Consider the following 19,812-nt stretch of genomic DNA (forward strand, 5'->3'; position numbering starts at 1 on the left):
CAATCTTTGCCTGATTGACGCCCGTCTTTTGCGGTTTGTAAGACCGTCTATTATACTTGGACACCAAGCGGAATTTTTTCATGATGCGACCAATTCGTCGACGTGAGACAGTGAAGCCGCGTTTCTCAAGCACGGGTTTCAGTTTGCGTGTACCGTAGGTATTTTTACTCTTTGCGAACTATTCAACGATGGCTTGTTCAAGCTCAGCCTCACTGGTTCGTTTTTTCACTTCGTAATAGTAAGATCCTCTACTGATCTTAAGGGCACGGCACATCGCTGATATAGAATACTTATGTTTATTGTTTTTAATTACTTCGACTTTCGCCCGAATATCAGCGCCGCTTGCTTTAAAATATCATTCTCCATTTGGAGTTGAGTATTTTCTTTTCTCAACTGGTCTAGTTCTTTTTGTTCAGGGGTGAGATTATCTTTTTCTTTGAATGAGCCTGTTTGATTGAACCGTTGGACCCATTTATCGAATGATGAAGGGGTTAATTCATACTCTTCAATAATGTCTTTTCTTGGTTTACCTGCTTTGTGTAAATCGACTAACTGCTTTTTAAATTCATCTGTAAACGTCCGGCGTTTTCTACGAGTTGACATGATAAGATTCCTCCTGTGTGATTGCTTACGTATTATCACACACCTTATCTTTTCTGTCTAGCTAAGTGTAACCTATCCACAACAATATTCCCGGAACAGTAGTAAGCACCACAACCTTATCATATATCGGCTTCTTCAATTCTTTTCTAATAAATCTAGCATAACTAAATATTTTAAAAATCTTCTTTATTTTACTTCCACCATTTGGACACCGTAAATTGAAATATATCTCTTTATCCAAGAATTTATTATCTTTTGTTTCAGACCTATTCCAATATATGATTCTATAGTTCTTTTTTTCATTATTTATTACTTTTAAATATGATTCTGCATATGGAACTTCGTCTTTTGGATACATAGATATTAACAATATTTTTTTCCATTATACTACCCACCTATTTCAACAAAAATTTTTTGAATATTATCAAAATCCTTGCTTTCAACAACCAGACGACAATTATATAGATAACTGCACCAACTAGTATTTGAAAGGAAAAATTCATTAAATTTCCATCCATATTAGTATGTATCATTTTAACACATGCATACATTATTCCTGATGATATAAAATATTTCCAAACATCCCCAAATAATATTTTTAACTCTATCGTTTTTCTAGTGAAATATATTTGTACTAATGTTACTATGAATTCAGATAATACAGTTGCTATAACTGCTCCCATAACTCCTAATTCTCTAATTAAAAAGATATTTAAAAAAATATTTAATACTGCACCTGTTATAACTGATTGTGTGTAGTACTTCGTTTGATTGGTTGGTAGTAAGTATTGGGTCCCCAGAACGTTACTCCATCCTATAAAAATTATTACAAAACTTAAAATTGATATCAACTGCCCAGTAGCTTCAAACCCCTCTCCTAAAAACCAGACAGAAAATTTTTCAGAGATAGATGACAATCCAAACGCTAAAGGAAAACAAATAAAACTAACAAATTCAAATGACGTTGTTAAATAATACTTTACTTTTTCTAGCTCACCTTTAGCAAATACACTAGCTACTCTAGGTAACATAACAGTCCCGGTTGCAGTAACAACGGCAAGTATTATTTTCACTATTTTATCCGACTGTTCATAAAATGCTACATTTTCTACATTCGTTAAAACACCAAGCATCGTTTTATTTAGAATTAAGTAGACTTGCGTAGCTATTTGAGGAATAAATAATGAGATTGAGGGTTTTATATGTTTTTTAAGATTTAATTGTTTGAATTTAACATTTCCAAACATTGGCTTGATATATCCCCATAGTAACAAGTTTCCCATTAGTATTGAACCACTCAATATTAATATATAGATTCCAACATCTTTTTCTGATTTAACGAATATAAAAATCATAAATATGGAAGTTATCTTGACTAAAATATTTCTAACAACTGTCTTCTTAAAATCTTCCAGTCCCATAAAAAGCCATGAAATATCCAATCCAGCTGCTATAATTAAAATAGATTGATATAAGAAATATTCTCTATATTCATCTACAAAAAAAAGAAAAAACAAAAAAAACAAATAACTGATTGATATGAATAGTATCCTTATTATTGAGATTTCCCAAAAGGTAGTCTTTAATTTTTTGCTATTCTCTCTATTGTAAGCAATAGTTCTATTTCCATAAAGGTTGATTCCAATACTGCCAAACAAAATAAAATATTGGATAATAGAGTTTGTAAAAGCATTAATTCCTATTCCTTCACTGCCTAGCACCCTTGAAGTATAAGGAACAGTAATGATTGGTACTATAAGTAGAAAAACCTGATATCCAACATTGTATAAATAGTTTTTTATAACCTTCATGTTTGCCCTCTCTTTATATAACTTGATCAATAATTAAAAAGCCGGCATACGCTGGCTTTTTCTTAAAGATTTTTTGAAGCGGAGTATAGAGCTGCTCCAATAACTTTATCCATATCGAAATACTGGTACATTCCTAAACGTCCACCAAAGATAATTTTATCTTGGTTCCGTGCTTCTTTTGCATATTTACGATACATCTCATTATTTTTTTTGTCATTGATTGGATAATATGGTTCGTTATCTCGTGTCCAATCTGCTGGATATTCTCTTGTAATAATTGTTTTTTCTTGTGTTCCATATTCAAAATGCTTATGTTCAATAATACGTGTAAACGCAGTCTCACTATCGGTGTAATTAATCACAGCATTTCCTTGATAGTTCTCTTGGTCCAACACTTCATGTTCAAATCTTAATGAGCGGTATTCTAGCTCACCATATTTAAATTCATAATATTGATCAATCATTCCTGTATAAACAACTTTATCTGCTTCTCTCTCATAACGCTCTTTATCTGCAAAGAAATCTGTATTCAAGTGCACTTCAATATTTGGATGATCTAACATTTTCTCAACAATTTGAGTGTAGCCGCCAATCGGAATTCCTTGGAAACGATCATTAAAGTAATTATTATCATACGTGAAACGAACTGGTAAACGTTTAATAATAAATGCAGGCAATTCTGTACATGGTCGTCCCCATTGTTTTTCAGTATAATCTTTAATTAATTTTTCATAAATATCTTTCCCAACTAGAGAGATTGCTTGTTCTTCCAAATTTTCTGGTTCTTTTCCATTTAATACCGCGCGTTGTTCTTCAATTTTAGCTTTTGCTTCATCTGGAGTGATTACTCCCCATAATTTATTAAAAGTATTCATATTAAATGGTAGATTATACATCTCACCTTTATAGTTAGCCACTGGTGAATTTGTATAACGATTAAACTCAGCAAATTGATTAATATAATTCCAGATTTTTTTTTCTGAAGTATGGAAAATGTGTGCACCATATTGATGAAATTGGATTCCTTCAACTTCTTTTGTATAAATATTTCCTGCGATATGATCACGTTTTTCAATTACTTTTACTTGATAACCTTTCTTTGCCGCCTCGCTTGCATAGATAGAACCAAATAAACCTGCACCTACAATTAAAATTTTCTTCAAAAAAAACAACCTCTTTCTCTTTTGTTCAATAAACATTAATTAGTTATATAACTTTTAATACTTAGCTTTTAAAATTTTAGCTTTTATAAACTTATTTATTTTTGCAAACCAATTTTGTTGTTCCATAAACATTACTGGCACTTCAGCATATTTCAAATTATTTTTAGCTAGCCAAACATCTAATAATATCTCACTAATGCGTCCAAAAACTCTTTGATGAAACAATGAATACTCAGAAATATCCAGATTTTCTTCAATATCAAATAAAATAGTAAATAACCATTCACAATAAGCATCAAATAAATCAGCTTTCATAATAAACATATTAAACATATGTGCTGATTTTCTTTGTAAAACATCATTCAAATCTTGCGTATAATCTGGATATAATCTATTCATTACTTCCTTAGTTACTCTTAAATCATCTTCATAATGCGTGTGATTATAATGGCTTTCTATCGTTTCTATATAATAGTTTCTCTTTTTAGGCAATACAATATCAACATCATTAAAAAGTTCTTCTATTTTTTTCTTACTAAGTACATCTTCAAATTTTCCTTTTGAAAATATACTCATAAATTTTTTATTTGAGAAATGGCGTCTATAATGTGCCAGCCCTTTATATTCCGCTTTTGAATTCTTCCACATCCAATACAAAGCTGTTAATTCTGAATATCTCAAATTTTTATTTGAAATATTTTCACCTTCATCATCTCTTTGATATCCTAAATCAATGGAATTTAATATAGCCCCACTTTGAATTGGTAAATAGATTTCTTCTGTAGGCATCTGATATTTTTTATGCGTTGCTACTGCAATATTTATTTTCGACATAACTACTCCTTAGTACTGTTTTCATGACACCATTTTTAATATGCATCATCCGATTTTACGACAACTTTTATTGTTTTAACTCCAATCATAAAATCGTTTAGCAAACTTAAATTTTGAATATAATTCAAGTCAAGTTCAACCATTTCTTCAAAACTCAGTGAATTTCTTCCGCTAACTTGCCAAAGTCCTGTGCACCCTGGCCTAACAAGTAGGCGTTGTTTATCATAATCCGTATATTCCTCGACTTCACGAACTAATGGCGGTCTTGGTCCCACCAAGCTCATTTCACCTTTTACTACATTTAATAATTGAGGAAATTCATCAATACTTGTTTTACGAATGAACTTTCCAACTTTAGTAATACGAGGGTCATCTTTCATTTTAAACATGGCACCCTCTATTTCATTTTGTTCAAGTAAATCTTCTAGTAATTCCTCTGCATTCACAACCATCGAGCGAATTTTATACATTTTAAACTTTTTCCCATTTAATCCCACGCGTGTTTGAGAAAAAAAGATTGGTCCTTTAGGTTCTTCTATTTTCATTAAAATAGCTAATATAATAAAAAATGGAAATAATACGACCAATCCCAGTATGCTTCCTATCAGATCAATTACTCGTTTCGCAAAAAAGAATAAATATTTTTGATTTATTCTTTTTATATCAATTTTTTGATTTTTACTCGCAAAATTCAGTGGTTCCACTTTCGTTTGAACTTCACTTTGCTCCATTTATATCCCCCTTGTCTACGCTGAAATACCACGACGATTTTACTCCCCGTGGTATCTCTATTTTAATACTAGTCGATGTTTAATTGATCTTTCAATTCTGTTTGAACGCGTTGCTTCTCTTCATCGGTAACTCGTTGGTATGATACGCCATCTTGCATAAATCCGTCACCTTGCATTTGATCCATTTTAATGGTACTAAATGCACTACGATATTCTAAGGCGATTTTTTGCATCATAGTAAAGTCCATATCAGTTCTCATATTAGTAGAGATTGCATCTAAAACTGATTGATATTGAGTAACGCCGGACAATGAAATTAATTTTTTAGCAATTCCTTCAACGACTAGACGTTGACGTTCTTGACGTCCATAGTCACCACGTGGATCATCATAACGCATACGAACGAAGGCTAAAGCTTCTTCCCCAGTAATTGTAATTTGCCCCATACCGAAAGTGTGACCTTCATTTGTAAATTCCAAATCATTATTAACAGTTACTCCTCCGACTGCATCCACTAAGTCTTTAATTCCTTGCATGTTGATCGATGCATAATGATCGATTGGAATATCTAAATATTTTTCTAAACTATCCATTGACATGGCAGGTCCACCAAAGGCATAAGCATGATTAATCTTGTCGCTTGTTCCGTATCCAACAATTTCCATATAGGTATCACGTGGGATACTAACAATTTGCGTTTTTTTATCTTCTGGGCTCACGGTTGCAACCATAATCGCATCTGACCGGCCCGTATCCGTACGACCTAAGTCCCCGGTATCAACCCCCATTAAGAGAATTGAGAAGGAATCTTTTTTGTTCAAATCTACTTCTTCTTTTCGTTGAACACCTGTCTCTTGACGTTCGACTGTCTCAAACGTATCATTCATACTCCCTTTAACATCGAGATAGACTTTCGCTACGACTCCCGTAACTGCTAGAACAAGTATTAATAAAATACTTAATAGCCAAATAAAAAACTTTTGAAATCTTGACATATTCTTTCCTCCGATTCACTAAAAAACAAAAGATGTGTTTCTAGTTTTTTGAAAACATATTTACAGTACACTCAATTTTTTTTAACACACAGAATTAGTATACTTTCTGCAACAAAAAAAAGAAAGGCATTTCCCTAAATCAATCAAAAAAGCACCTATTAATAGGTGCTTTGTAAACTTTACTTAACTCTTCTGACATATTCTTGTAATATACCTAACGCAAGATATCCTCTTTTGTTATTTGCACGTCTTTGTTCACCCCATAAATATCCTTCTGCTGAACTATAGGCATGAATCAAAATTTGCTCGCCTTTTTTTAGTAATGCAATCTCTTTTGATTTCGTTGAGGGTCCTTCTCGTAGATATACGTTTGTAATTAACTCGTAACGTGTGGGTCTTTCTTCTATTATAATAGAATCTTTTGCTTCACCAAAATAATCAGCTACTATTCCTTTTGCGATACGATTTAGATCTAAGTAACCTGCATAACCACTTAATCGTCCACGGTCGCTATATTGGTGCAGGTGGTATTCGTTGATCGCTGTTGGGTTACTGCCATTATATTGGCCATTATTAATGCCATAAGTCGGAAGCCAAATGGCATCAAACTTCGTTGTATCGAGATTGAATTGTTTGAATAAATGATTGGCGATATACGCGCCTACTTTCTTTGCGCCTAGTTTTTTTAATTGTTGACGATAAGCTTCTACGCCTTGTCGCATATTGCTCATCGAATGTTCTTCGACGTCTAACCACCAAAATGTTGGCTGAAAGTTTTTTGCCCGTTGATAAAAGTCGCGTGCTTCTTTTTCCATATCAGAGACAGACGTGCCTCTTACCCATGCGTAGACGGCAACGGGAACGTTGTATTTATTAAATTCGGTTATATGCGTTTTATAATGTTTGTCTTCATAGTTTGATCCGTACTGGACACGGACAATCACACCTGAAATTTGCTGGCTCAATTGGGCGTAATTGATTGTTGTTGGAACTTGCCACTCACTAATATCTAAAATAATTGGTTTGGGTATCATAATCTTCGCTCCTTTTTCATTTTATGAATTCCTAAAAAAGAGACTTGTTGCCAAGTCTCCTTTTATCATGCTATCTATTTTTGAAAGAGTGATGTTTCGATCGTTTCAACGTATTTGGCGCTGTCCACTCCTTGATACAAAGCCACGTTATCTTTTTCGAATAGGTTTAATTCCGCAAATTGATTCATTGCTGTTTCGACTGCTTCACCGCTTAGTTCAGTTGAAGCCACTTTCGGAATTAATTTGTGTTTCTTACCTTCTGCGTTTAAGAATGTTAAATGTAATTTTTTCATGTTTTCTTCCTCCTAATTAGTTTGTATGTTCGAATTCAACGGTTTCAATCATGCTTGCGACACTTGAGTTGTCTGGATCAAAGCTAGCCAAGATATCTCCTAATGCCATAACTGTTGCACCATCTGGATTTTCAATGACGTTGGCGAATGTTTGTTTTTGTGGTTTTTCTTCCCCGACGATTGCTAGTTGAGCGGTTAATTTTGTTTGCTTGTGTAATTTCATGTTTATTGCCTCCTCAATTTTTGTTTTTGTAAGTTGCGCTTCCTACACCTATATAAACGAGTTTTATTTGAAAAATGTCACAGATTTTTGAAAAAAGATTTAAAATGTTTGGAAAAGTAGTTTCGATAACGACTACGGTTTTGTCGTGAGAGTGTTTCATCGCTCAATAACGCCTGACATTTTTCTCGGTCTTTTTGGGATAACTGCAGGTAAAAATCGTTGAGTTGGTCCAACAATTCAACTTCTTCATACAGCCCTTCTTCTTTGGCTAAATATAAAAAGAGCTCTTCACCATTCCCGTAAGTTTCAATCATTTTCCTGCGTTTGATATCAACCAGTCGCCACAAAAGAAACCTAAATAGTAGCGTAAGTTTATTTTCCATTTCAAAGAACCCACGTGACGGGTATTTTTGCGCCCGTAAAAAGAAAAGCAAACGTAATTCCTGTAAATCATCTTCATACGTCTCCTGGCCGGGAAAAATACCGCAACGTTGCAAAACACGACGAAACAATCCTTCATAATCTCTTACCAATTGATCCAATTCTTCATTTGTCATTTTGAATGTCCTTTATTTTTGATTCCTCGAGGTATCTTTATCCTACCAAGCAAGCAAAAAACAGTCATTTTCGCTAATGAAAAAAACCACCCCTAGATGGATTTTTTTCAGTTTTTAAAAAAGACAAACCTTGATTTATCAACCTTTCCAAAAAGAGGATTGTTGATTATGGCTGGATAATTACCATTATTAGGCGCTTTTTTCCATTTAGCCAATTTGACAAACGCTTTCATTTGTGCTAGCAAAAAACCATCTCTCGTCAATTGCCAACGAAAGATGGTTTTTCTCCTCTACATTTACTTTTTTAAAAGCATTCAAACAAGATCTCAACGTCTCACCGACCATTTGGCGCAATCGAAATCGCCGGTTACCTGAAAAATAAAACAACGCATCCTCCGGTTTTTCTGCGGTTGATGCGTTGTTCGTTATTTTAAAAAATTCCCTAATGTCGGTTGAATAAGATGAATTAAATCCGCCGTAGCAATGATGACGGCTTTTTCTAACTCTCCAGCTGAGACGATGAGTTCCTCGTATGTTGTAATTGTTTGGTCAAAGAATATCGGGTATGCTGGGTGCTGGCTAAAAATGCCGATTGGCGTATTGGCACCATGCGGGTAGCCCGTGATTTCAAGTACTTTTTCAATCGGTGGTAAGCCAATTTTGCGATTCCCTGACACCTTCGCTAGTTTCTTATAATCTAAATGTTGATCAAAAGGGATTAAGGCAATCGTTGCCCCACTTTTATCGCCGGTTAAGACGAGTGTTTTAACTATTGGAATTGTTGTTTATTCAACTGGAATGGTATTAAACCGATAAGACCGATAGGCGATATTTTTAGCTTCTAAATAATGTTCAACGGCTGTTTTACTCATTTTAATGGGACTCCTTACTTTTGTATTAATGAAAGCCATTTTAAAGCATCCTCTAAAAAGAGACAAGAAATTGGATTTCTTGCCTCTGACTCTTTAACACTTATGATAATTTTGATATAAAACTTCAAGTGTCTTCATTTCCTCAAGAATTTTTTGGCCTGTATTCGTTTGCTCCACGGTTGTTCGCTCTTTGACTTTTTCGACTAAGCGTTTCGTTGATAAAATATCGGTCCCAGAAACAACGGCAGCTTCGACGGAATCGAATGGTTGATGGGCCACCAATTGTAAGCCATAACTATTCGATAATAAAGTGTATCCTGCGAGTCCCGTTGTTTCTTGATAACTTTTCGCAAAGCCACCATCAATGACAAGTAAACGACCATTGGCTTTAATTGGACTTTCGCCTTGTTTTTCTTTGACCGGCGTATGGCCATTAATAATATGGCCGTCTTTTTCTAAGCCAAACTTCAATAAAATTTCTTGACAAATCGTTTCTTCATTACGTAACGTGTAATAAGCATTTTTGGTTTCTCGATGGGTCGTGCGGTCTTCGATATAATAACGTTCAAAAGTCGTCATCGCGTCTTTACCAAACAGCGATGAACATTCACCTGTCCATAAATACCATAGTAAATCCGTTGCCAAATCTTCCGTTTCTTCCGGCTGTTTATAACTCATCCGTACTTGTTTTTCAAAGAAATCCAATAACGCTTTACCAGAATACTGCTCGTGATTGATTCGCAATGATTTGAAATCACCATTTTCATGAAGTGGAATACAACCATGCAGCAATAAATTTCCATTATAACACAAATACATACTCCCTTTTTCCAATAAAAAGTCCATATGTCGTCTTAATTTTTCTGAACCTTGAAAAGCCGTTTGCAGACGATTTAACAATTGAACTTCTTCACTAGTCAATTGATTTGGCTGCTCGGGATTAACTGTCGGTGCAGAAAAATTCACCAAAGAATAAGTCACACCTTCAAGTTGGATGGTTTGTTCTACAAAATCAATTTTTGACAATAAATCTCTGTGTCCCATACAAAATTCCGGCCGACGTTGAATGAGTTGACTCTCTAATTTAAATTGTAAAATAGCCGTCGCCTGTTGAACAGTGTTTAGTTGTTCCTTTTCAAGTGAACTAAACGCCGCTTCCTCCTCATCTAAACGAGGCGCAAACATCGCGTTCGGCTGATAATAAGCCTGAGCGTATTCGATTAATGGCCGTAAATTAATCCCATACCGATCTTCAACAATATCGAGATTGCCGTAACGAGCACAGATTCGTAGCAAATTGACCATCGCAATCGGCGAACCCGCCATCGCTGCCATCCAAACAATATCATGATTGCCCCACTGAATATCAACCGAATGGTGCTGCATCAAGCGCTCCATAATGAAATCGGGTGCCGGCCCTCGGTCATAAATATCACCGACAATGTGTAAATGATCGACAACCAAACGTTGAATTAAATAACATAAATCCGTCGTTAACGCCGCCGCTTGATTGAGTTGAATGACTTTATCAATAATCGCTTGGAAATATTCTTCTTTTCCCAATTCTTTTTGTGATTCGGTTAATAACTCTTCAATAATATAACTAAAACGTGCTGGTAAGGCTTTACGCACTTTTGACCGCGTATATTTGCGACCAGAAAAATTAGTGACGGTAATAAGTAACGGAATCACCCGACGATACCACGCAGCTTTTTCTTCCGCTGATAAATGCAACAACTCTAATCGAATCCGTTCTTCAGGATAATAAATCAAAGTTGCTAATTGCTCAATCTTAACATCCGTCTGCGAAAAACATTCGTTCAATTTTTCTTTGACACTCCCCGATCCATTACGTAAGACATGATCAAAAGCATCAAATTCACCATGGACATCGCTTAAGAAGTGTTCTGTCCCTTTTGGCAAATGCAAAATGGCTTCTAAATTAATCAACTCGGTCACAACGTTTTCTTTATTTTGAAATTTTTCTTTTAATAAGGCATAGTAGGGCTTACTTAGCATCGGCTCACCTCGTTTTTAATCGTACTATAACAAATAAGCTCAACTTGTGCAATAAGAGCATACAAGTTGAGCTGGATTCATTCGTTTGTTATTCGTCTTTTACTAAAAACAATTCGCGCTTCATTGGGTGTTTATCAATAATAATTTGTTCTATCGGAATGCCTGCTTCTCTTAAGATGGCGATATTTTGTTCCAAAAATTCATCGCTACCGACGATATAAAATAACCCCTCTCGATCCTTTGCGAAAGCTTTCACGCCCGCATAATAAGCCGCCCGTTGATTAACGACTGTCACATCAAAATTCTTTGCTGCTTGCGAAGTAAAAATCGATTGAAACAACATATCGGTTTGCGCTGAAATATTCAAAGAATGCAGTTGCTTGATTTTGCTCCCGTCAGCCAAATATTGTAAAACAAGCGGTCGAAACGAAGCCAATCCGACACCGGAAGATAATAAATAGACATTGCGATCTTCCCGACGTAAAGCTAAATTACTTTTTATTTTAAAAACAGCGACTTGATCACCGATTGATAAATTTCCTAGAATGGTTTTAAACTCTGAACGCTCCGCTTTTAAACGAGTCGTAATGCCAATCGCTGCTTCTTTTTGAACTGTCGAAATCGACATGTGACGAACGAGCGCACGATTAGGTTTCTCGCCTGCATTAAAACCTTCTAACGCTAAATGAATATGTGCGCCCTCTTCCCAAGTAACATCTTCAGGACATTCCAAATGAAACGTTTTTATTTCCGGCGTTTCCTCAATAATTTCTTTAATCTTCGTCCAATAAATTTCCATCGCACACCATCCTCCATTCGTATTTCTCATTAATATACACTAAATGAGAATGATTATCAATTAGAAAGATTGATAAAAATAAACTTGGTTATACTCCCTTGTACTCCTTCCAAAATTAAGCGATACTTATACTACAAAGTTCGTGAGGTGAAAGTTTTGTTCCTAATGATTCTCGTTCCTTTTCTTTTAATTACGGTGACTTTATATTTACTAATTCATAACATTTTAGAAAAATATTATGCTTTGCTATTTGCTGAAAGCACCACCCATCAATTCAAATGTAGTACTTGTCAGGAGATATATACGCTATCTGGGTCAGAAGCGAAAAAAGCCATTCGTCCCAATTGGCTGATTATTTTTTCAAATAAAAAACAATTCAAGTTTACTTGCCCAATGTGTCAGACGAAAGCACTGCAAGAAAAACTTAAAACTACTTACACACGTTAAAACCGTAGCACTGCTCATCCATCATGGATCGGCAGCACTACGGTCTTTATTTTTAAGATTCGATTTTTATTTCCTTCATACCAACTTTGAAAGCTAAGAAGTAGAGTCCTGCTAAAATTCCTGCTCCACCGACCAAATTTCCAAGCCAGACGAAAACTAAATTATTCATAAATTCACCCCAAGTGACGCCGCCTGCTAATACTCCTGCCATCACTAAAAACATATTCGCTACAACGTGTTGATAGCCAGCGATCACAAAGCCTGCGATTGGTAAAAAGGTCCCGACAATTTTTCCAATAAAATCTTTGGCTGCCATATTCATATAAACACCCGTACAAACTAAAATGTTACAGGCGATGCCAGAAAGAAAAGCTTGTAGCGGTGCATCGATTGTTCGACCTTGGGCCACAGCAATTGTCCGGTTTAAAAAGGCTCCATCTAAGGTTTTCGAGAAGTATCCAAAGAAAATTGCAACTGCAACGGCTCCAATAAAATTGAAAAGGGTCACAATTAACATATTTCTCAGCCATTGTTTCAAATGAATTTGTTTGGCATAAAGGGCCATCGTTACAACGAACATATTCCCTGTCACCAATTCTCCACCAACTAACAGTAAACAAATTAACCCAAAAGGAAAAATCAATGCGCCCATTAAATTGGTCATCGTTCCCCATGAAGCTGGCATGGTCCCCATTGTGCGGATCATCGCAGCACCGGCTAGCCCAATAAAAACGCCTGCCATTATTCCTAAGGTCGCCGTGGTTAAAAAACTATATTCTGCTTTCATTTTCCCTCTTTTAATTGCTTCGTCTACCAATTCTTTTGGTGATAGTGACATTTTCTATCCACTTCCTTCTCAATTTTTAATACAACCTTGTTATCTTTTTCACTATTATATTACCACATTTTTTATATAAATAAAGAGATTTTTAATAACAAATAAATAGTTTTCTTTCGAAAATACCTGTTAAAACCGCTAATATGTTTAATTTAAGCAATTTATCTTAAAAATTCAAACTATATAATATTCTTCATTACCCGAGAAATATGTTCAGTAATTATCAATGATTATTCCTTTTACTAACAATAATTACACCTCCCAATATACTTCGAGTTTGAAAGTATATTATGGTTTGGCAACACTTTTTTAGACAAATTTTATAAGGTGTTCTTTTCATTATCTATCCGAAGCCTCCGATTGCCCTTGACAACGATCCTCCATGGGTATGAGTTCAGACGAAGTCGGCAAATACAAATGATTATGCCGTCTGCCTTTGGCTATCACACCCATGCTCATTATCAAGGGTTCGCTTCGCCAATCTCTGTTGCCGATAGGCAATCGGTGTTTGATTGTCCAATGAACCATGGATTCGCAGATAGTTCCACCAATGAATGTAGTCAGAAAGCTGAATACGTAGTTCGTCTAACGTTTCAAAAGTGTGTTGACGGATGAATTCAATTTTCATTGACTTATAGGTAGATTCCGCTACTGCATTGTCATAAGGATTGCCCTTACGACTCAAAGAACGTTCAATCTCAAAAGACTCTAGGAGTTGGTCAATCAACTGGTTATCGAATTCTTTGCCTCGATCAGTGTGGAAAATCGCCACGTCATTCAATGGATAATTAATCGTTTGAAAGGCTTTTTTGACCAATTGTGCATCTTTTCTAGGTCCGCAAGAATACCCGATAATTTCTCGATTAAATAAATCTAAAATGGCACAAATATAATGCCAAGCTTTTCCTACTCGAACATAAGTTAAATCAGTGACAATCGCTTCTAATGGTTCGCGATCAGAAAATTCCCGATTCAATAAATTAGGAGTGGAAGCTTCGTTTACAGACGATTTTGGTGCTTTAAATTGAGCAACGGTATAGACAGACTGTAAATTTCGTCTTTTCATAATACTTCCAATTTTTCGACGACTAATGGTGATGGCTCGTTTTTCAAGCTGATTTTTCAATTTTCTTGTCCCATAAACTTTTCGGTTTTCCATAAATAACTCTTCGAACTGTTCTTCTAACTCAGCCTCTGAAGGTTTTTCTTTTGGTTGGTAGTAATATGTTTGTCGAGAGATACCAAGTACTTTACACATCGCTGATATCGAGTAACGATCTTTATTTTGATCAATTACTTGTCTCTTCGTCCGAATATCAGCGCCGCTTGCTTTAAAATATCATTTTCCATTTCAAGCTGTTTATTTCGTTTACGTAATTCAATTAATTCTTTTTGGTCCGTTATTAAATTATCTTTCGTCTCAAAACTACCAGTCTGTTTGGATTGTCGAATCCAACGGTCAAACGCAGAAGGCGTTAAATCATATTCTTTGATAATCTGTGCTCTGGGTTTTCCAGCTTGATAAAGATCAACCATTTGTTGTTTAAATTCAGGGGTATAAATTTGACGTACACGTCTAGTCATGTGATATTTCCTCCAGTGTGTTTTCTTATATTTTACACACCTTATCTTTTCTGTCTAGTTAAGTGTAGCCTATTCATATTAATGCAAGCATAAATATTAAAACCGAAGGACTTTCGGGGATAGCTTAGTCAATTTGCGTCCGTTAGGGCGTACTACCTAAGAATCCGACGACTTTAGTCGCGTGGAGTGTCAATTTAAGGAAGTCGGGATAGGAGAATCATCATTAATTGATTATTTGTCCTATCACACCACCGTACGTACCGATTGGTATACAGCGGTTCCGTTGTTCTTGCTTTTGGCTATGTGCTTAGCACTAATAGGTCACAATCAGGACTTTCAACTATTAGAGTTCGCCCGTGCTGAGCGAACAAAAAAAGCAAACGAGAGACAACGATCTCGTTTGCGTGTGTTATTTTACGAATAGGTGATGATTCGTTTTTTTGCTCATTGTATATTCTTTAGTTGCTCGCAAAAATTATCCTGCGTACCACAAAGGTATACGGAGATAATCGCATGATGTTGAATTTTATAAGCGACGCGAGAAGAAAAAGCGAGTGTTGTGAAACAAGAAATGTTTCGTACAACACTAGCGTTCAAGTTCGTTGTTAAATCTAATTTTTAACTGTCAAAATCACGTTATCTTTTCATTTTTTTGAAAAATCACTTTCACTTTCACTAATAATTCATCTATCAATTTCTCTGGAACACTCTCCACATAACTATATTTCCTTGCGTTGTAATCAATGGTAACTAATTGATCTAACAAAACTTTCCCTGAAGATTTCGTATCTTTTAAAGGAACATATAAAGGATAGTTGCGTTCTGTGTTTGATATTGGAGCAAAGACTGCTATATTAGCATAGTCACTGACACCATGATAACTTAAACAAATATAAGGTCTGTATCCTTGCTGTTCATGTCCTTGTTTAGGATCTAAATTCATCTTAACAATATCGCCTTGTTTTACCATTTCTCATTTCCTATAGGAGAAAAATGTTGTAGTTCTGTTGTAAATGTTTCTTTGTTGTAGTCTTTGAAAAGTTCTTCAAATGTGACTTCTTTTTTGGCTTTAGTCAATACAATCGAATGATTCATGACTTCTACATTTAACTCATCATCTTTTTCTACTTCCAATGCTTCTAATAAGCTTTTTGGTAAACGGATTGCATGACTGTTGCCCCACTGCTTAACTGGTAGTTTAATCATTAGAACCCTTCCTTTCTTTTGTTTATTATACCAAAAAAGTATCTATTTTGTATACACTTGAAACTCGTTAAAAAGTAGAAAGATGATAGCCTTTACCTTCACTAAAAAAGAACTTTAATCCTTTTAAAGTGTTGAAGATTCTTTCAATCGATTCCCAAATTTTGGAAATTCACGCGAGCATAGTCGCCTCCTTCCCTTCCACCTCCCTCAAAAATCAAGTATACTTATCTTAAAATCAAGTCAGTACAAAGAAATGAGGGAGTGTGAGGATGCAAGTCATTTATCTTAAAGAAGGATTCTATGTGGAAAATGCGGAATCAAAATGGGCGCTTAAGCTTCAGGCTGAGCCGTTTGAGACATTGTATGAATTAGGATTTAGCGAGACGATTTTAGAAGATGAGCCTGGTTTGAATTATTTAGTTAAAGTGGCGCAAACATTCGTTGAGGTGCTGAAAACAGATGGCGATCTCGAGGTGACGCGCAAGTTTCGCTTTCCAGATGAGACCGTTTATGAAAATTTAGTACAAGAGGTTCCCTTTGTGATTGGTTCAGAATTTGTAACGGTTACTTGGTTGCAGGCAATCCATCAAACATTTGCAGAACTTTTTGCACAAGAATTAGCCGTTTTCCCTGGAAGCGTGGCGGAATATATCCAGGCGAAAAACAAAGCGTTAATCATCGCCGGGCGGGTGTATTTTCACCTCATCGAACGTAAGGACGCGGATTCACCGTTTGCTTTTCTAGCGACCTATTCGTCAGGAGAAAAAGGAAAAGTGAGTCATTTTCCGTTAAAAAATGCATTACTCGAATTTCACGATACGAAAGAAATGTTGGCCTTGCTCTCGGCAGTTGGTCGTGTCGCAAACGAGTCGGTTTTTATTTCGCAGTTTGTCGAATCCGGAGAACTGTTTGCCCCGCTAAGATTTAATGAACAAGAAGCGTATCAGTTCTTGAAGGAGACGCCACTTTACGAAGCAAATGGGGTCATTTGCCGGATTCCTAATTTTTGGAAGAAGACACAAAAAAGCACGGTTAAAATCACGATTGGCGACAAGCAACCCAGTCACGTAGGCATTGATGCCCTACTAGCTGGTCGACCTGAAATGTATCTTGGTGAGGATCGTTATACGAAAGAAGAAATCAAAGCGCTACTGCAACAAAGTGAAGGGCTAGCATTCATTAAAGGCAAGTGGGTTGAAGTTGATCATGAGAAATTAGCACAACTACTGGAAATCTATGAAGCAGCCCAAGAAAAAGAATGGTCCTTGTTTGAGGCATTGCGCCAAGGGCAATCAACCATAGAAAATGACCAACAAGCATTCCTTGAAACCACTAACGGCGAATGGTTGTCCGAAATCATCACAAATATGACCACGCCAAGAACCATCCACAAAAGTAAGTTTCCTGGTAGCTTCCAAGCAACTTTACGTCCTTACCAAGAAACAGGCTACAACTGGTTGACGTTCATGCAAGCTCATGGATTTGGTGCATTGTTAGCCGATGATATGGGACTTGGAAAAACAGTACAGATATTGGCATTGCTCGATGCCATCCGTCCTCAAAAGAAACGGACACTTTTAGTTCTCCCTGCTTCCCTCATTGAAAACTGGAAAAAAGAAGCCGCGAAGTTTGCACCAAAACTGGCGCTACGAGTCCTACATGGAAAAAATCTGACGTTCGACCTGACTGATGCTGATCTTTTTATCACAACTTATGGTATGGTCGCAAAAATCGATGCGCTCAAAGAGGAAACGTTCGATTTGCTCATTTTGGATGAAGCGCAAGCTATTAAGAATCCGGCAACCAAACAAACGAAGAGTGTGAAAGCCCTTCATGCCCAGGCAAAAATCGCGATGACTGGAACGCCTATCGAAAATCAGCTATCCGATTTATGGAGTCTCTTTGATTTTTTGAATCCAGGATTATTAGGATCCTCCAAAGAATTCAAACAGCAAATGAAAAATGGCGCAGATTACCGCACCTTACGCAAGATGATTACACCGTTTACGTTACGCCGATTAAAAACCGATCAACAAATCATTTCGGATTTACCAGAAAAAAATGAAATAAAAGAGTACATCGCGCTATCTAAAAAACAAATTGCCCTCTATAAAAGTGTTCAAAAAGAAATGTTACAAGCGCTGGAAGTTTCTGAAGGCATGCAGCGCAAAGGAATGGTTCTGACAGCCATTTCAAAATTCAAGCAAATTTGTAATCACCCCGATCAATATCTGGGCAATCAAACCTTTAAGCCGGCGATGAGCGGTAAATTCGAAACACTCGCAGACATTTGTCGCACGATTCGTGACAAACGCGAACGAGTCTTGATTTTCACACAATTTAAAGAAATGTGCGAACCGTTGCATACCTTTTTAGCAGAAGTCTTCGGACAAGAAGGACTCGTCCTTCATGGTGGCACACCGGTCAAGCATCGCGGTGATCTCGTCGATACCTTTAATGCACCTGAGACGTATACGCCTTACATGATTCTCTCACTCAAAGCAGGTGGCGTTGGTTTGAACTTAACTGCGGCGAATCACATCATTCACTTTGACCGTTGGTGGAATCCAGCCATTGAAAATCAAGCGACTGATCGCGCTTTTCGAATTGGCCAAGAAAAGAATGTCTTTGTCTACAAATTTGTAACGAGCGGAACCATTGAAGAAAAAATTGATCAAATGTTACTGGAAAAATTACAGCTCTCGACTGAATTAATCACAGAAACAAGTGGCGAACAATGGTTGACTGAAATGAGCAATGAAGAACTGAAGCAACTCTTTACTTTGGAGGTGAATCCTTAATGTGGGAGCCCTATGACTATACGCGTGAACTACAAAAAAAATATCAAAAAAAATACCCGAATGCTCAACCCGTGACAATCACAGGTTCAAAAATCGCCAGTTCTTTTTGGGGAAAAGCGTGGTGTGATCATCTAAAATACTATGCCGATTACGATAATCGAGTCGGTCGCGGCCGAACGTATCTCAGAAATGGGAAAATTTTTGATTTAACGATTAAAAAAGGAACCATCCGAGGAGTCGTAGCTGGCAATGGAAACCGTCCTTATCGCGTTAAAATCGACATCGATCCCTTAGAAGATCAACGACTCGTCCGACAAATGAGCGGACACCTCGATAGTTTAGAAGTACTGGCGAGTGGGCAATTCCCTAAAAACTTAGCAGAACAATTTTTAACATCTGATAATGGCCTATTCCCAGATATCAATGCCATCCACCTACACTGCACTTGTCCCGATTGGGCGTATATGTGCAAACACGTATCAGCCGTGCTGTATGGTGTAGGAACAAAACTTGATCACGAACCGCTCCTCTTGTTTGAGTTACGCGGAATCGATACTGCGACCTTCATCAAAAAATCAGTCGAAGAAAAAATGACAAACCTCTTACAAAATGCCGAGAATGTTCAATCGGATCGAATCATCAACGATGAACACATCTTTGACTTTTTTGATTTATAGAATTTGCGGGCGAGAAAACCCACTATTTTAATGGTGGGATGATAGCCCGTAGACGTACTGTAAGAATGTAGAGAAACTTGCATTTAGAGGCCATACAAACACTCGTATTGTCCAATGAAGAAACTGAATTGCTGGGAACTCGTAAAGCTAACGAAACGACAACGTAGGGATATCAAACCCAAGCGTGAACGTGGTGAAAACAGAAAAAATTCGTTAGATGGCATAAGCTTAAATCCTAAGTGTTCACATAATCGAACATCAGCAGCCAAGCCTAGAAATAGGAAGGTTCAACGACTATTCCTCTTGAGGGAAGTCCACACAAGTA

21 protein-coding genes and 1 pseudogene are annotated in these 19,812 nt (G+C 36.5%); 3 read left to right on the forward strand and 19 right to left on the reverse strand.

Annotated features, from left to right (window positions below; translation table 11 throughout):
• The 15 genes and pseudogenes from ACFO3L_RS04925 to ACFO3L_RS04995 form a co-directional block, all read right to left on the reverse strand.
• A pseudogene (locus tag ACFO3L_RS04925) lies at positions 1-603 on the reverse strand (IS3 family transposase); the annotation flags it as partial.
• Positions 604-664: 61 nt separating this feature from the next.
• Positions 665-973 carry a hypothetical protein gene (locus tag ACFO3L_RS04930; RefSeq protein ID WP_379964435.1) on the reverse strand — a complete coding sequence of 103 codons (309 nt, stop codon included), beginning with the start codon at positions 971-973 and terminating at the stop codon, positions 665-667.
• Between the two features lie 25 nt (positions 974-998).
• Positions 999-2,414: a flippase gene (locus tag ACFO3L_RS04935; protein WP_379964437.1), complete on the reverse strand. Its 1,416-nt coding sequence runs from the start codon at positions 2,412-2,414 to the stop codon at positions 999-1,001.
• A gap of 62 nt (positions 2,415-2,476) precedes the next feature.
• On the reverse strand, positions 2,477-3,577 hold the full coding sequence (gene glf / locus ACFO3L_RS04940; RefSeq protein WP_379964439.1) for a UDP-galactopyranose mutase: 1,101 nt from the start codon (positions 3,575-3,577) through the stop codon (positions 2,477-2,479).
• 54 nt (positions 3,578-3,631) lie between these two features.
• Positions 3,632-4,411 (reverse strand): DUF4422 domain-containing protein, encoded by a 780-nt coding sequence (locus ACFO3L_RS04945; RefSeq protein WP_379964441.1) that lies wholly within the window; start codon positions 4,409-4,411, stop codon positions 3,632-3,634.
• 35 nt (positions 4,412-4,446) lie between these two features.
• Complete coding sequence (locus ACFO3L_RS04950) at positions 4,447-5,142, reverse strand: sugar transferase (RefSeq protein WP_379964443.1); 696 nt, start codon at positions 5,140-5,142, stop codon at positions 4,447-4,449.
• A 68-nt stretch (positions 5,143-5,210) separates the two neighbouring features.
• Positions 5,211-6,137: an LCP family glycopolymer transferase gene (locus tag ACFO3L_RS04955; protein ID WP_379964445.1), complete on the reverse strand. Its 927-nt coding sequence runs from the start codon at positions 6,135-6,137 to the stop codon at positions 5,211-5,213.
• A gap of 179 nt (positions 6,138-6,316) precedes the next feature.
• Positions 6,317-7,171, reverse strand: a complete 855-nt coding sequence (locus ACFO3L_RS04960; RefSeq protein WP_379964447.1) for a GH25 family lysozyme — start codon at positions 7,169-7,171, stop codon at positions 6,317-6,319.
• Positions 7,172-7,245: 74 nt separating this feature from the next.
• Positions 7,246-7,464, reverse strand: coding sequence for a DUF2922 domain-containing protein (locus ACFO3L_RS04965; RefSeq protein WP_379964449.1), 219 nt, complete (start codon positions 7,462-7,464; stop codon positions 7,246-7,248).
• A 16-nt stretch (positions 7,465-7,480) separates the two neighbouring features.
• Positions 7,481-7,687 (reverse strand): hypothetical protein, encoded by a 207-nt coding sequence (locus ACFO3L_RS04970; protein ID WP_379964451.1) that lies wholly within the window; start codon positions 7,685-7,687, stop codon positions 7,481-7,483.
• A gap of 77 nt (positions 7,688-7,764) precedes the next feature.
• Positions 7,765-8,244, reverse strand: coding sequence for a sigma-70 family RNA polymerase sigma factor (locus tag ACFO3L_RS04975; RefSeq protein WP_379964453.1), 480 nt, complete (start codon positions 8,242-8,244; stop codon positions 7,765-7,767).
• 425 nt (positions 8,245-8,669) lie between these two features.
• Positions 8,670-9,023 (reverse strand): YbaK/EbsC family protein, encoded by a 354-nt coding sequence (locus ACFO3L_RS04980; protein WP_379964472.1) that lies wholly within the window; start codon positions 9,021-9,023, stop codon positions 8,670-8,672.
• Positions 9,024-9,029: 6 nt separating this feature from the next.
• Positions 9,030-9,155, reverse strand: a complete 126-nt coding sequence (locus tag ACFO3L_RS04985; protein ID WP_379964455.1) for a hypothetical protein — start codon at positions 9,153-9,155, stop codon at positions 9,030-9,032.
• A 54-nt stretch (positions 9,156-9,209) separates the two neighbouring features.
• Complete coding sequence (locus ACFO3L_RS04990; protein WP_379964457.1) at positions 9,210-11,135, reverse strand: fructose-1,6-bisphosphatase; 1,926 nt, start codon at positions 11,133-11,135, stop codon at positions 9,210-9,212.
• An 88-nt stretch (positions 11,136-11,223) separates the two neighbouring features.
• On the reverse strand, positions 11,224-11,934 hold the full coding sequence (locus ACFO3L_RS04995) for a dihydropteridine reductase (protein WP_379964459.1): 711 nt from the start codon (positions 11,932-11,934) through the stop codon (positions 11,224-11,226).
• A gap of 156 nt (positions 11,935-12,090) precedes the next feature.
• On the opposite strand from ACFO3L_RS04995, the gene ACFO3L_RS05000 reads away from it, so the two are divergent.
• On the forward strand, positions 12,091-12,381 hold the full coding sequence (locus ACFO3L_RS05000) for a hypothetical protein (RefSeq protein WP_379964461.1): 291 nt from the start codon (positions 12,091-12,093) through the stop codon (positions 12,379-12,381).
• Positions 12,382-12,433: 52 nt separating this feature from the next.
• On the opposite strand, the gene ACFO3L_RS05005 is transcribed toward ACFO3L_RS05000, so the two are convergent.
• The 4 genes from ACFO3L_RS05005 to ACFO3L_RS05020 form a co-directional block, all read right to left on the reverse strand.
• Positions 12,434-13,219, reverse strand: coding sequence for a formate/nitrite transporter family protein (locus ACFO3L_RS05005; RefSeq protein WP_379964463.1), 786 nt, complete (start codon positions 13,217-13,219; stop codon positions 12,434-12,436).
• A gap of 421 nt (positions 13,220-13,640) precedes the next feature.
• A protein-coding gene (locus ACFO3L_RS05010; RefSeq protein WP_379964465.1) for an IS3 family transposase occupies positions 13,641-14,803 on the reverse strand; the annotation gives its coding sequence in 2 pieces (ribosomal slippage) (positions 13,641-14,554 and positions 14,554-14,803; 1,164 coding nt in all).
• Between the two features lie 631 nt (positions 14,804-15,434).
• The gene (locus ACFO3L_RS05015) at positions 15,435-15,773 is read right to left on the reverse strand and encodes a type II toxin-antitoxin system PemK/MazF family toxin (protein WP_373748230.1); all 339 of its coding nucleotides are present in this window, start codon (positions 15,771-15,773) and stop codon (positions 15,435-15,437) included.
• On the reverse strand, positions 15,767-16,009 hold the full coding sequence (locus tag ACFO3L_RS05020) for an AbrB/MazE/SpoVT family DNA-binding domain-containing protein (RefSeq protein WP_373748229.1): 243 nt from the start codon (positions 16,007-16,009) through the stop codon (positions 15,767-15,769). Before ACFO3L_RS05020 ends, ACFO3L_RS05015 begins: the two co-directional genes overlap by 7 nt.
• A gap of 269 nt (positions 16,010-16,278) precedes the next feature.
• Between ACFO3L_RS05020 and ACFO3L_RS05025 the strand changes: the two genes are divergently transcribed.
• Both ACFO3L_RS05025 and ACFO3L_RS05030 read left to right on the forward strand, forming a co-directional pair.
• Positions 16,279-18,810 carry a DEAD/DEAH box helicase gene (locus tag ACFO3L_RS05025; protein WP_379964468.1) on the forward strand — a complete coding sequence of 844 codons (2,532 nt, stop codon included), beginning with the start codon at positions 16,279-16,281 and terminating at the stop codon, positions 18,808-18,810.
• Entirely contained in the window at positions 18,810-19,487 is a 678-nt protein-coding gene (locus ACFO3L_RS05030) for an SWIM zinc finger family protein (RefSeq protein ID WP_379964470.1), read from the forward strand. The genes ACFO3L_RS05025 and ACFO3L_RS05030 overlap by 1 nt, the downstream gene beginning before the upstream one ends.
• The last annotated feature ends 325 nt before the right edge of the window (positions 19,488-19,812 follow it).

The sequence above is a fragment of the Enterococcus eurekensis genome, from assembly GCF_042654605.1.
Lineage (GTDB): Bacteria > Bacillota > Bacilli > Lactobacillales > Enterococcaceae > Enterococcus_I > Enterococcus_I eurekensis.